The organism is Clostridium sp. AF17-21AC, assembly GCF_003461365.1.
In the GTDB taxonomy this organism is placed as follows: Bacteria; Bacillota; Clostridia; order Lachnospirales; family Lachnospiraceae; genus Coprococcus; species Coprococcus ammoniilyticus.
Map to the genome: position 1 here is coordinate 289,306 of NZ_QTWY01000004.1, position 12,562 is coordinate 301,867.

Annotated in this window: 12 protein-coding genes, 1 pseudogene and 1 other annotated feature; of the genes and pseudogenes, 5 read left to right on the forward strand and 8 right to left on the reverse strand. The window is 41.5% G+C overall.

Annotated features, from left to right (window positions below; genetic code table 11):
- Positions 1-147 precede the first annotated feature (147 nt).
- The 8 genes and pseudogenes from DWW85_RS08250 to DWW85_RS08285 all read right to left on the reverse strand — a co-directional run.
- Positions 148-378: a hypothetical protein gene (locus tag DWW85_RS08250; RefSeq protein ID WP_003060191.1), complete on the reverse strand. Its 231-nt coding sequence runs from the start codon at positions 376-378 to the stop codon at positions 148-150.
- A gap of 15 nt (positions 379-393) precedes the next feature.
- Entirely contained in the window at positions 394-723 is a 330-nt protein-coding gene (locus DWW85_RS08255; RefSeq protein ID WP_003061243.1) for a DUF3784 domain-containing protein, read from the reverse strand.
- A gap of 14 nt (positions 724-737) precedes the next feature.
- Positions 738-947: a helix-turn-helix transcriptional regulator gene (locus tag DWW85_RS08260; RefSeq protein ID WP_007286202.1), complete on the reverse strand. Its 210-nt coding sequence runs from the start codon at positions 945-947 to the stop codon at positions 738-740.
- Between the two features lies 1 nt (position 948).
- Complete coding sequence (locus DWW85_RS08265) at positions 949-1,263, reverse strand: DUF6442 family protein (protein WP_003061887.1); 315 nt, start codon at positions 1,261-1,263, stop codon at positions 949-951.
- Positions 1,264-1,407: 144 nt separating this feature from the next.
- Positions 1,408-2,319: a conjugal transfer protein gene (locus tag DWW85_RS08270; protein WP_003062215.1), complete on the reverse strand. Its 912-nt coding sequence runs from the start codon at positions 2,317-2,319 to the stop codon at positions 1,408-1,410.
- Between the two features lie 16 nt (positions 2,320-2,335).
- The gene (locus DWW85_RS08275) at positions 2,336-3,343 is read right to left on the reverse strand and encodes a bifunctional lysozyme/C40 family peptidase (protein WP_003059774.1); all 1,008 of its coding nucleotides are present in this window, start codon (positions 3,341-3,343) and stop codon (positions 2,336-2,338) included.
- Positions 3,340-5,550, reverse strand: coding sequence for an MFS transporter (locus tag DWW85_RS08280; RefSeq protein WP_003060083.1), 2,211 nt, complete (start codon positions 5,548-5,550; stop codon positions 3,340-3,342). Before DWW85_RS08280 ends, DWW85_RS08275 begins: the two co-directional genes overlap by 4 nt.
- A pseudogene (locus tag DWW85_RS08285) lies at positions 5,550-5,804 on the reverse strand (ATP-binding protein); the annotation flags it as partial. The gene DWW85_RS08280 and the pseudogene DWW85_RS08285, both read right to left, overlap by 1 nt.
- Before the next feature lie 284 nt (positions 5,805-6,088).
- Here DWW85_RS08285 and DWW85_RS08290 point away from each other — a divergent pair.
- The 5 genes from DWW85_RS08290 to DWW85_RS08315 all read left to right on the forward strand — a co-directional run bounded on the left by DWW85_RS08290 (position 6,089) and on the right by DWW85_RS08315 (position 12,352).
- Positions 6,089-6,292, forward strand: a complete 204-nt coding sequence (locus DWW85_RS08290; protein ID WP_002322728.1) for an excisionase — start codon at positions 6,089-6,091, stop codon at positions 6,290-6,292.
- A 77-nt stretch (positions 6,293-6,369) separates the two neighbouring features.
- Complete coding sequence (locus DWW85_RS08295) at positions 6,370-7,560, forward strand: site-specific integrase (protein ID WP_003062094.1); 1,191 nt, start codon at positions 6,370-6,372, stop codon at positions 7,558-7,560.
- 459 nt (positions 7,561-8,019) lie between these two features.
- Positions 8,020-9,426 carry an amidophosphoribosyltransferase gene (locus tag DWW85_RS08305; RefSeq protein ID WP_021944805.1) on the forward strand — a complete coding sequence of 469 codons (1,407 nt, stop codon included), beginning with the start codon at positions 8,020-8,022 and terminating at the stop codon, positions 9,424-9,426.
- 87 nt (positions 9,427-9,513) lie between these two features.
- Positions 9,514-9,779 (forward strand) — a binding site (T-box leader).
- Positions 9,780-9,912: 133 nt separating this feature from the next.
- A complete protein-coding gene (locus tag DWW85_RS08310) occupies positions 9,913-11,634 on the forward strand; it encodes a carbon starvation CstA family protein (protein WP_117808302.1) in 1,722 nt (573 codons plus the stop codon).
- A gap of 154 nt (positions 11,635-11,788) precedes the next feature.
- Complete coding sequence (locus DWW85_RS08315; protein ID WP_117808303.1) at positions 11,789-12,352, forward strand: alpha/beta hydrolase; 564 nt, start codon at positions 11,789-11,791, stop codon at positions 12,350-12,352.
- Positions 12,353-12,562 lie beyond the last annotated feature (210 nt).

Below are 12,562 nucleotides of genomic sequence, written 5' to 3' on the forward strand. Positions count from 1 at the left end.
CCTGCCACATTTATTTGTTTTGGAATACAATTAAATTATAGCAAGGGCAGTATTCAATTACACTTACAGTTTTGAAAGTAAACAGAGAGTAAAAGAGCCGTGATAATGCAGATCACAATTTTGTGAAGCATTTCCACGACCCTTTTATTATAATTTTGCCTTTGTCTTTTTCGTAATGATATAAATATATTCTTCTGGTGTAGGGCGTTTATTCCCAAAATACTTTTTGAAATTTGCCTGCACCTCTGGGTCGGTGCTATTCATAGCTTCATCAATCGTAGCTTCAATATCCGCCCGAACATCAGCCAATGATACACCGCCAGCTTTTGCACCAGCTTTCAATGCCTTTTTTATATCTCTTTTGTTCAGTCCTATCATATTCATACCTCAATTCTACTTTTTAAAGCTAATAAGTTTTCCATTGTATTTTACAATGATGAATATGATATAAAACACTCCTACAACAATCAAAATAAGACCTATGTAATAGCCTAATTCAGAATGAGAGATTAAATTGATAATCGGCATAACAAGAATACCAATACTAACCAGTAAAGTGCCTATTCCTATTTTTTTTGTAAACACCTTTTTATCTTTAGGGTCAAGTTGTGTATAATGATAACCATGTAATAAAGTAATATTCTCTTTTATACCTATTTGATAAGATGTAAAAAGTAAAAACAATCCTATAACTATTTCAACAATCAATTCCTCTAATTCCATAATCGTTCTCTCCTTTAATCAAAATAAAATAATTCTTCAAATTTTTTATCTAAAGCTATACAAAGCACTAATGCCAATTTTGCTGTTGGATTAAATTGTCCAGTTTCAATAGAACTAACTGTATTCCGAGAAACCCCGACTAGTTCAGCTAATTCTGTTTGTGATAATTTTTTTTCTTTTCGTACAGTTTTTAATCTGTTTCGCAAAATTAAATGTTCGTCCATTCTATAAACCTACCATTAAAAATTTATAAAAGTAATACCCCATAAATAGAAAAAAGAATAAAGCAATAACAAATTTGGATTTATTTTTTGAAATATGTGCTTCATAACCCATAGAGCCAAATGCCACAGACCCAATAATTGTCATTATGTCATAGTAAGGTTCTTTACAAACTGCTTTAATGAAAAGAATTAAAATGCAGATAAATAAAACAAACATTAAGCCAAAAGATTTCCCTTGAAGTTTAATATGTTTTTCGTATTCATCAAGATATAGATTCTCTTTTTTGTTTTGTGATAGTATTTTTTCTTTATCCATTATATAACGCTCCCTTCAAATAATACCAAGTACACTTGTCATTTATATTATAGCATTCGGTCATTACAAGTCAATATTTTTGCACAGTTTTCTTGTCGTTTTGTAAAAGCGTGCAAATCTGATAGGAAATGCACGCTATATCATTTATCCTACAATCTTCCAGTTACTATCCTTATGTAGCACAAGCTCATACTGCGATACCTGCGTCGCTTTTGTCTGATTATCAATGAATTTTACCGCAACCTTGACTTTCACATTGTCGCCGTCCTTTATAAAGATAGGGTTTACCAGTTCAGAATAAAGGTAGTCCCTGCCGATAGGTTCAATCACATTTCCCAATACATAGTAAGCAAGCTCTTTTTCCGTCGCTGTTGGGTACAGCTTAAAGAATGTTTCCAGAAAAGCGGTAGCGTCATTTACCGTATCAGCGTCCACGCTTGCGTCTGCTTCTGGTGTCTTAGGCTCATAGTCTGATTTTTCAACTGCTGGTGCAAGGGTAGGGTTTTGAACGATTACCATATCCCCGTCTGCGTCCACATAGACTTTTACAGTATAGGTTGCTTTCACATTGCTTGTCTGTTCTCCCTCTTTTATCTGCTGATCTACTTCGTAGGTAGCAGAAAAAGTGTCCGCTCCCGATTGCTCGATATGCCATACAATCACATCTGTAACCGTGGAGCTGGTCGGTATATCGGTTCTAATGGTGTCTACATTTAAGTCCTGCAATTCCTTTGTCAGATAACCGCTGATTGCCTGCGTCCTTGCTTCGATAGCTTCTTTGCTGTTATCCCATGTGTAATAGGACTTCGCAAAGTTTTTCACGAAATTTTCTATCCCGTTGGTGTCCTGCAAGCAAAGTTCAATGATTTCTTTTTCATGGGTGGTGTGCTGGTCGATAGCCGTAAAATTCTTATACACCCCAAAGCTCACGCTTGCGACAAGCACCACCCACAACGCAATCACGGTTTTCTTATGTGTGCCTACCTTGACAGTACGCACCTTTTTTTCTTTTGGTTCTTTGATAGTTTCTGTCTGTTTCTTATTCTTCTTAAACATATTTTTCAAGTCCTTTCTATTGTTTTACTCGTCCTGCACCGATTAAGTGCTGTTGCCAGTAACTACTACTTAGGTCTGCATATCCTATCGGGTCGCCTGCGTGGTACATCTGTGTCGGCGAAACAAGAATACCGACGTGTGTTACATACGAACCAGCGTTATAGGTGGAATGGAAAAACACCAAATCGCCTGCTTTTGCCTGCGAGAGTGGCAGATGTTGGGTTGCGTCATACTGTGCTTGTGCTGTTCTCGGTAAGGAGATACCAGCTTTTCCATAGCACCATTGCGTCAATCCCGAACAATCAAAGGAAGTATTCGGGTTACTGCCACCATACACATACTTCCAGCCTTGATATTTCAACGCTTCATTCATTACCTTTTGTGCCAGTTCTCCCGATACCTGCGGAACTGCTAAATACTGATTGACTACTTCCACATAGAACATATTTCCATAGCCATACCGCCAGCCCCCATTCTTAGCAACGGCTATCGGGTTGGTGTAGGTTACTTTCTTTCCACCCGATTTCTCACGGGCGAAGCTCTCTGCAAGATTAAAAGTGTGTTTTTTTCCTTTTCCTGCCACATATCCCACATAGCCACCGCCATAGTTATAAGACTGTATCGCTACATTCAAGTCGTCGATACCTTGATTTTTGCAGGAAGAAAGCAGGGACGCAAAATACTTACACCCCTGCTTGATTGAGCTTTCCGTATCTAAGGAATTAGGCGGTAAACCAAGACTTTCCGAACTCTGCATAACATCTTCTGCCGTACCGCCACTTTCTACTTGAATGATAGCAAGTAACACATTGACATACTCGGAGATACCGTTTTCTCTGGCGTATTTTTCTACCATAGGCTGATGTTTCAAGACTTCTGCGGATAGGTTCATACCCGTAATGCCAGAAGAAAAATTGCTGTTCTCGTCGTCGCTGTCCGCACTAATGAGGACGCCAAAGAAAAGCACCAGAGAAAAGAGGATAGGAAACAGACTGCCAATGATAGCGATATGTTTCAGTTTCATTTTTTCTTCTGTCCTTTCTTCGTTACAAGGTTACGGGTTTTCTCTATGGTCTGCTGGTTCTTCTGGACGCTCTGGGTCTGCTGAACCTTTATCCTGCGGTCTTTGGTGTCATTCTGGCGTGTTTCCTGCGATACCACTTTTTCTACATTCTGCCTATGTACTGTCTGTGTAGGCTGGGGTGCTTTCTTATCAGAAGCACCAGAAGATAACGGACGCTCTTTGATAACATTTGTCTTGACTGGCTCACTTGCTTTCGGAGTTGGAGCTGTGGCTGGGCGTTTGACTTCCTGCATTTTTTCAACACTCGGCTTTGGAATGGTTGAAGCTGTGACTGGTCGCTCATGGGGACGGGTAGCTCCCGTTGTCGCTGATCCGTCAGCCTTTCGCTGTACCTGCCTTGCTTCTTGTGCCTTTTGAAGCTCCATACGTTTGTCAGCGATATTTTTCTTACGCTGTTCCTGCTTTTCCAAGCGTCCCGTCTGTCTGGACTGCTGTTCCTGCACCATGCCACGCTTGAAGTCGGACACGCTGGACTTTGCCTTTTCCTTTGCGGAATACACCGCATAAGCGGTCTGTGTCGGCATATCCTTGATATTCTCTTTGACAGCGTTTGCCTTGTCTTTCACTTTATTTTTCGTATCTAAAACAGCACCGACTTTTGAACCTGCACGCTGTCCCATGCTGGAAGTGGTATTGCCCCGATTTTCTTTAGAAGCCGTATTTTTTCTTTCGGCTCTCTTGCCAGCAACGGCACTTCCAGCCACCGCACCAGCTACACCGCCCGAAATACCGCCAGCACTTACCGCCCTTGCAATACGGTGTTCCATACGCCTAGCCCGATGTCGCATAAACAGATACGGTCTGCGGAATATGCGTCGTCCCATGCTTTGACTGTCGCCAGCATTAAGTGAGAACATACTCATTAAGTCGCCCAGCTTCATGTAGATACCAGCGAAACATACTATCTGCAAGAACGCCACCATAAAGAATGGGTAGTCTGTGGAAATGTTGTAAAACATACTGGAAATACTAAATGCCACCGTTACAATGAGCGTTATTCCTGCCCGTGTCATTATGGTATTAAATACTCTCACGATTGCCTGCTTTGCCATGCTTTCATAGCTCGGTATCATGGAAAGTAAAAAACTGATAGGTAAAAACATTGCAAAGATAATAAAAAGTATCTGGCTGAACAACATCATGCCCGTAAGCAAGAATACAAATATCGTGATACCCAAGTTAAAGAACAAGAGGAAGAACACCATACCCAAACGGTTCACGACCTGCGGTATTGTCAGATTGTTATTGTCGTTGTCCTCGATTTCTGTTTTCACGACTTCCTCTCTGGTTTTCCCGTCCTCGTCCTCTGGACTTGCCGATACGAGAGCTTCTACACGGTCTGTCCCGATTTCTTCTGCGTTGCTGTTCCCGAATTGAAGCAAGAGCCACGGCTGTTCCACTTGAATAGAAAATAGGCTGTCCCGTATCAAGTCCACGCTGTCCTTACCCTCGCTGTCGGAGTTAGGGAGCATGATTTTTGTTCCCAAATCCAAAGAAGCGGTACTGATGTCTGATGAAAATTCATTTATCTTCTTGATATAGTCGGGAGCATAAGCAATAAATGAAGCGGACAGCACGAACACCACCACAAAGTTGATAACAGCGTGAAGTGCTTTGCTGGTTTCCCGTTTTATCAGTCCCGTATAAGCAACGTACATTCCCACCACTAAGATAATGAGAAGCAGGAAACCAACATAGAAGCCCGTAGAAGAAAAGCCGTTCTCGGTAACGCCTGCAAGGGTCTGTATGCTCTTTCCGATACTGTCTGCCATATCATTGATGAAGTCCAGCTTATAGGCTTCCTGCACCACATAGCCCGTTGCATTACTCAAATACAAACTGATAGTCCAGACAAAGTTGGTAATGCAGTACAGCCCGTATTGTACCGATTTTCCGATACCGTCGAGCCAGTTCCACGGAAGCCACGACCAGCTATTATCGACGAAAAAATCAAGCTGGTAGTTGGAAAGGGGATATTTTGAATAAAGATTTTCTGCGTTTATGGTATCGTCTACAAGCCCCGTCGCATGAGCCACCGTCCCCAAAAGTGAAAGCAGGATAAGGGAGAGTGCCACCACGAACAGAGCCATTTTGAGAAAGTGGAAAATCTTCTTTTTTGTGAACACACCTTTTATCCTTTCTTTCATCACTCCACCTCATTTCTCTGTACGGGCGGTCTGGTATCAAAGGCGTGTAGCAGTTCTTCAAAGACTGGGTGTATCTGCACCACACCGACACGCCCGTATAAGTCCTGCAATAAGCATTGTCCGTTCTCCAAATCACGCAAGCGTTTCTGGTTGTTCTCATCGTCCTTGTCGATACCGAAAAACTCTAAGGTCTGCTTTATCTCGTTTATATCCGTGCTTCTAAATGCAAACTTTAAGCCGATATTGTTTTTCAGACTTTGACAACTGAATAAAGCAGACAGATACGTTTGTGAGATGGCGAGCCACGGGGACTGTACGCCACGACCTTTTCAAAAGAAAGCGAGCGACCCACGCAGTGATCCGAGAGCGACTGTTGGAAAAGTTGTTTTGCCACGACCTATCCTCACAGAATAATGATACGTCCGCATGGTGCGGTTCTGCCCACAAGAATGGGAATAGTTGAGATACTAATGGAGCTTTCCAAAGCCGTCTGCCTGCTTGTAAAAAACGACACACAGTAAAGGGGGGTGCATAGATTATGAACAATACTGATGTGCCTATTTGGGAAAAATATACGCTGACGGTTGAAGAAGCGTCCAAATACTTCCGCATTGGCGAAAAGAAATTGCGTAAATTAGCCGAAGAAAATCTTGACGCTGGCTGGGTTATCGTGAACGGCAACCGTATTCAGATTAAGCGAAAACAATTTGAAAAAATCATAGATACATTGGACGAAATCTAATGTCATTGAGCCGTAGATATGGTATAATAAATATAGCGTATCACGGCTCGTTCCATGACGGAAAGGAGCTTTACACTATGTCTAATGTAAAACGAAAAGACAGTAAAAATCGCAATTTGCGTAATGGAGAGAGCCAGCGAAAAGACGGAAGATACGTTTATAAATATACCGATATATACGGAAAGCCACAATTTATCTATTCTTGGAAACTTGTACCGACAGACAAGACACCTGCTGGAAAGCGTGATGATATATCGTTGAGGGAAAAAGAAACACAGATTAAAAAAGACCTTAACGACGGTATCGATACAGCAGGCGGTAAAATGACAGTCTGCCAGCTCTACGACAAGAAGAACAGCCAAAGAAAGAACATCAAGAGGGCTACTGAAAAAGGACGACAGTATCTTATGAACGCTCTGAAAAATGACCCATTGGGTATGAGGGCGATTGATACTGTTAAGCAGTCGGACGCTAAAGAATGGGCTATCAGAATGAGCGAAAAAGGATACGCCTATAAAACGATTGATAACTACAAGCGTTCCTTGAAAGCGTCATTTTACATGGCGATACAAGACGACTGTATCAGAAAGAACCCGTTTGAATTTAAGCTAAGTGATGTTCTGGAAGATGATACGGAGCAGAAAGTTATCCTTACACCAGAGCAGGAAGAACGCCTGCTTGCCTTTATGGAAAAGGATAAGATTTACAGCAAGTATTATGATGAGGTTGTGCTTCTGCTGGAAACGGGACTTCGTATTTCTGAATTTTGCGGACTAACGACGCATATTGATATGCAGAACAGAATACTCAATATAGACCACCAGTTATTGAAAGACAGCGAAATCGGCTACTATATTGAAACGCCAAAGACCAAAAACGGAAAACGAGAACTTCCATTGACAGAACGGGCTTATCAAGCAATCCAAAGAATACTAAAGAACAGAGGAAAGGCACAACCGTTGATTGTAGGTGGTTATAGCAATTTCCTATTCTTGAACCGTGAGGGCTTACCTAAAGTTGCAGGAAACTATGAGGGCATGGTGCGAGGACTAATTAAGAAGTATAACAAGTATCACACGGACAAGTTACCGAACATCACACCACATTCATTCCGACATACTTACTGTACGAATATGGCAAACAGAGGAATGAACCCAAACACCCTGCAATATCTTATGGGACACGCTAACATAACCATGACACTTGGCTATTATGCACACGGTACATTTCAATCTGCAAAAGCAGAACTGGAAAGACTGGCTTGTTAATATCGGAGCTTATATTTACTACTCATTTACTACTTTTGGTTGCATTTTCATGCTGGTAAATGCCAGCTTATGCAAGGTATCTTCCAAAAAGAAAATACCGATAAAGCCCTAAAATACGGGATATATCGGCATTTACCAACTTATGAAAAGATAATCAGAAATTTAGTAAGTTTTTCTATTAAAAACGAAGAATTATCACTGAAGAAAATATTGATATGAATTGACAAAGAGATATGAGATTGTACTAGAAAACAGAGATGTAGACATATATATTTTTATGTAACAGACCTCTTTTTACGCCGGTCCTTAGCGATCTGCGATTAGCAGAGAGCTTAGTACCGTTGCGTAAAAATAGAACGCAAGTGTTCTGTGAAATAAAGAATATATATGGATACATCTCGTTATGGAAGCATTTGTTGAGGAATGTCATGAGAGTTTTAGAAAAGAGAGGAAAAGGCAATGGGCGGATTTTTTGGCGTAGCATCAAAGCAGGATTGTGTATTTGATTTGTTCTTTGGTATCGACTACCATTCACATCTGGGAACAAGACGAGGCGGAATGGCAGTATACGGAGAAGACGGATTTAATCGTGCGATCCACAATATTGAGAATGCACCATTTCGTACAAAATTTGACAAAGATGTTCAGGAAATGAGTGGTCATATGGGAATCGGATGTATCTCCGATTACGAACCGCAGCCATTGATCGTACGTTCTCATCATGGCACTTATGCACTTACAACAGTCAGTAAGATTAATAACATAGGTGAACTTACAAAGAAGCTGTTCGAGAATGGACATTCTCACTTCTTAGAAATGAGCGGCGGCGATATCAATGCAACGGAGTTGATCGCAGCACTGATCAATCAGAAGGAAAATCTGATCGAAGGAATTCAGTTTGCGCTTGATTCTATCGATGGTTCTGTATCCATTCTGTTGATGAATCAGGCGGGAATCTATGCAGCCCGTGACAAATACGGCAGAACACCGGTTGTTATCGGTAAGAAAGAAGATGCCTATTGTATAACCTTTGAGAATTTTGCATATAAAAATCTTGGATATAAGGACTATAAGGAACTTGGACCGGGAGAGATCGCTGTCGTGACAGACAAGAACTGTATCACGCTGGTCAATCCGAATAAAGAAATGAAGATCTGTACCTTCCTCTGGGTATATTATGGTTATCCATCCAGTTCCTATGAGGGCACAAGTGTAGAGCAGATGCGGTATAATTGTGGTAAGGCAATGGCGAAGCGTGATAACGTAAAGCCGGATATTGTAGCCGGGGTACCGGATTCCGGTATTGCTCATGCAATCGGCTATGCAAATGAATCCGGAATCCCATTTTCCAGACCATTTATCAAATATACACCGACCTGGCCACGTTCCTTCATGCCAACGATCCAGAGTAAGAGAAATCTGATCGCTAAGATGAAGCTGTTAGCAGTGGATGAACTGATCCGTGATAAGAGCCTTCTTCTGATCGATGACTCGATCGTACGAGGAACCCAGCTTCGTGAAACAACTGAATTCTTATATGAGAGTGGTGCGAAGGAAGTACATATCCGTCCGGCATGCCCTCCGTTATTATATGGATGTAAATATCTGAATTTCTCTCGTTCATCATCAGAAATGGATCTGATCACCCGTCGTGTGATCGATCGTCTGGAGAATGGAAATGTAACCGATGAGGTATTACAGGAGTATGCAGATCCGGAATCTGAGAAATACGAAACAATGGTTGAGGAGATCCGTAAGGAACTGAACTTTACATCATTGCGTTTCAATCGCTTGGACGATATGCTGGAATCCGTTGGAATCGATAAGTGCAAGCTGTGTACTTATTGTTGGGATGGTAAAGAATAGGGAAAAATCATTCAGAAAAAGTCAAAAAAATTTAAAATCGCTCTTGACAACAAAAAAACAGAGTGCTAAATTAGCAGTTAACAAAGAGCAAATGCAACGAACAGAATACGATCATTAAAAAAGGAGTATTTCAGAGAGCCGCCGGGTGGTGTGAGACGGTGTATGTTTTTAGTGATTATCCTCTGCGAGCAGTGCACTGAATTCCAGATATGGACATTAGGTGTCACCGGTTTTCTACCGTTACAAAGAAACTTATTTCTACAGTGTGAGCTTATGAGATGAGGTTGAGTGGTCATTTTTTTGAATGGCAAATAAAGTGGTAACGCGGAAGTTTAAAGGCTTTCGTCTTTATGAAATTACATGAAGACGAAAGCTTTTTTTAATTTATAGGAAAGGTTGTCCTATAAAAGATATGTTTTTGTATAAACTCTTTGTGAACATACTATAATCAAGTATCTGCCACATGGCGGAAGGAAGGAGAATGATATGAATAGTTTGGTAATTATTCTTATCGCAGTAGTAGTTTTAGGAGCTGGCTATTTAGGTTACGGAAGATGGCTTGCTAAGAAATGGGGCATAGATGCAAATGCAAAGACCCCGGCCGTTGCAAATGAAGATGGAAAGGATTATGTACCATCATCAAAGCTTACAGTATTTGCACATCAGTTTTCATCCATCGCAGGTGCGGGACCTGTACAGGGACCAATCATTGCGGCAATGTTTGGATGGGTACCGGTTTTACTCTGGCTGCTTGTCGGAGGCGTATTCTTCGGTGCAGTACAGGATTTCGGTTCTCTGTATGCATCCGTTAAAAATGAGGGTAAGTCCATCGGACTTGTTATTGAGAAGTACATAGGCAAGGCAGGAAGAAGATTCTTCTCACTGTTCTGCTGGCTCTTTACACTTCTTGTTATTGCAGCCTTTACATCTATGGTTTCATCAACATTTAACGGATTTACAACAGGTGCTGACGGAGCAGTAACAAAGAACTTTAACGGCGCAGCAGCCGCTACAGTATCTATGTTATTCATTGTTGTCGCTATGGTGCTCGGTGTTGTTATGAAGACTTGCAAGAATATGAAGGAGTGGGTGAAAGCAATCGTAGCTATCGTCCTCATCGTTGCAATGTTTGCAGTAGGTATGAAGCTTCCTTGGTACTTAAACGGTAACCAGTGGAACTACGTTATCATGGCATATCTGTTCCTTGCATCCGTACTTCCTATGTGGTTACTTATGCAGCCAAGAGATTACATGACAACATTCATGCTTGTTGGTATGTTGGTTGGAGCATTTGTCGGTGTTCTGGTTGGACATCCGGATATGGGACTGAACGCTTTCAATGGTTTCACAGTTGTATCGTCAACAGGTGCTAAGAGTTATCTGTTCCCAACACTGTTTGTAACAATCGCCTGTGGTGCGGTTTCCGGTTTCCACAGCCTTGTTTCATCAGGAACATCATCAAAGACGATCAGAAATGAAAAAGATATGTTATTTGTAGGTTATGGCGCAATGATCCTTGAGACACTCCTCGGTGTTATCTCATTGATCGTAGTTGGTGCAGTAGCAGTTGGAGGAAAAGCACCGGAAGGACTTACACCATTCCAGATCTTCTCACAGGGTATCGCAGGTTTCCTTGAGAAGTTCGGACTTCCAAATTCAGTAGCGAATGTATTCATGACCATGTGTGTATCAGCACTTGCTCTTACATCACTTGATTCAGTCGCACGTATCGGACGTATGTCATTCCAGGAGCTGTTCATGGGAGATACTACAGATCCATCTCAGATGCCTGTATGGCAGAAGATTCTTACAAATAAGTATTTAGCTACAGTTATAACATTGTTCTTTGGTTACCTTCTCTGCAAGGGTGGATATTCAAATGTATGGCCACTCTTCGGATCAGCAAACCAGATGCTTGCAGCACTTGTACTGATTGGTGTAGCAGTATTCCTCAAGGCAACAAGCAGAAAGCATGCAATGCTTTATCCACCAATGCTTATAATGCTTGCTGTAACATTTACAGCTATCGTTCTCAACGTAATCGGAAATATCCAGAAGTTCCAGGCCGGAACCGGTACATTCCTTGTTGAAGGACTTCAGCTCATTGTTGCAGTATTCCTTATCGTACTTGGTATCATTGTAGCAATTACATGTATCAGAAAACTTGTTCTTATGAAGCATGAGAAGACTGCTGAAAAGGAAGCATAAAATAATATTCAAATAAAAAACAATAAACGTAAAATAAATAATAAATCTAAATCGTAAAAATAATATTCATTGAAAAACTGTGGATGGGAAGATATACAGATATCCTCCCACCACAGTTTTTTGTGTTATAATAACTCCGTCAGGAGGTATGAAGATGAAGCTGGTAGTATGTTTTCCGGGAATCGGCTATCACTGCGACAAGCCACTGTTATATTATGGCAGGCGCGTAGCAGAATCCGTAGGATATAAAGAATATAAGAACGTAGAATATGTGAATCGGATCGGAAACGTCAAAGGCGATCCGGTAAAAATGCAGGCAGCATTTGAAGACCTGTACGGACAGACAGAGGAAATATTAAAAGATATAGATTTTTCCGGGTATGACAGCATTTTATTCTTATCAAAAAGTGTAGGAACGATCATTGCGACTACTTACGCAGAACGACATAAGATACCATGCAGGCATGTGCTGTATACTCCGCTTGAGGCGACATTTGACAATTGCGCATCTGATCTGTCGGGGAGAGCGATAGCATTTACGGGAACGGCTGATCCGTGGGTGGAGAGCACCGCTGTAATTACAGATCGTTGTCAAAAAGCAGGGATTCCGGTTCATGTGATAGAGAAAGCAAATCATTCCTTAGAGACAGCCGATGTATGGAAGAATCTGAAGAATCTGGAAAAAATCATGGTGTTGACGGCAGAATTTATTAAATAATGTGTATTGTTTATTGTGATATATGCCACTGCCGCCTGTATAGCCTGCAGAATCATAGCGAGCATTTCGTAATGAGGAACACGCTGGCAGCGAATGCGGGTGCCTGTCTGAGCCCGAAGGGCGAGTTGCACAGGAGCATGAGCGGATAGGCGCGTGTGACGAGTAGAAAGCGTAGCGTATTCTGCAGGCTATACAGGCGGCAGTGGCATA

What these genes read in the sequence shown, in the direction of transcription:
- DWW85_RS08280 (WP_003060083.1), bottom strand. Translation starts at nt 5,550, where the DNA reads ATGAAAGAAAGGATAAAAGGTGTGTTCACAAAAAAGAAGATTTTCCAC.
- DWW85_RS08315 (WP_117808303.1), top strand. Translation starts at nt 11,789, where the DNA reads ATGAAGCTGGTAGTATGTTTTCCGGGAATCGGCTATCACTGCGACAAG.
- DWW85_RS08290 (WP_002322728.1), top strand. Translation starts at nt 6,089, where the DNA reads ATGAACAATACTGATGTGCCTATTTGGGAAAAATATACGCTGACGGTT.
- DWW85_RS08295 (WP_003062094.1), top strand. Translation starts at nt 6,370, where the DNA reads ATGTCTAATGTAAAACGAAAAGACAGTAAAAATCGCAATTTGCGTAAT.
- DWW85_RS08275 (WP_003059774.1), bottom strand. Translation starts at nt 3,343, where the DNA reads ATGAAACTGAAACATATCGCTATCATTGGCAGTCTGTTTCCTATCCTC.
- DWW85_RS08265 (WP_003061887.1), bottom strand. Translation starts at nt 1,263, where the DNA reads ATGGATAAAGAAAAAATACTATCACAAAACAAAAAAGAGAATCTATAT.
- DWW85_RS08260 (WP_007286202.1), bottom strand. Translation starts at nt 947, where the DNA reads ATGGACGAACATTTAATTTTGCGAAACAGATTAAAAACTGTACGAAAA.
- DWW85_RS08305 (WP_021944805.1), top strand. Translation starts at nt 8,020, where the DNA reads ATGGGCGGATTTTTTGGCGTAGCATCAAAGCAGGATTGTGTATTTGAT.
- DWW85_RS08310 (WP_117808302.1), top strand. Translation starts at nt 9,913, where the DNA reads ATGAATAGTTTGGTAATTATTCTTATCGCAGTAGTAGTTTTAGGAGCT.
- DWW85_RS08255 (WP_003061243.1), bottom strand. Translation starts at nt 723, where the DNA reads ATGGAATTAGAGGAATTGATTGTTGAAATAGTTATAGGATTGTTTTTA.
- DWW85_RS08250 (WP_003060191.1), bottom strand. Translation starts at nt 378, where the DNA reads ATGATAGGACTGAACAAAAGAGATATAAAAAAGGCATTGAAAGCTGGT.
- DWW85_RS08270 (WP_003062215.1), bottom strand. Translation starts at nt 2,319, where the DNA reads ATGTTTAAGAAGAATAAGAAACAGACAGAAACTATCAAAGAACCAAAA.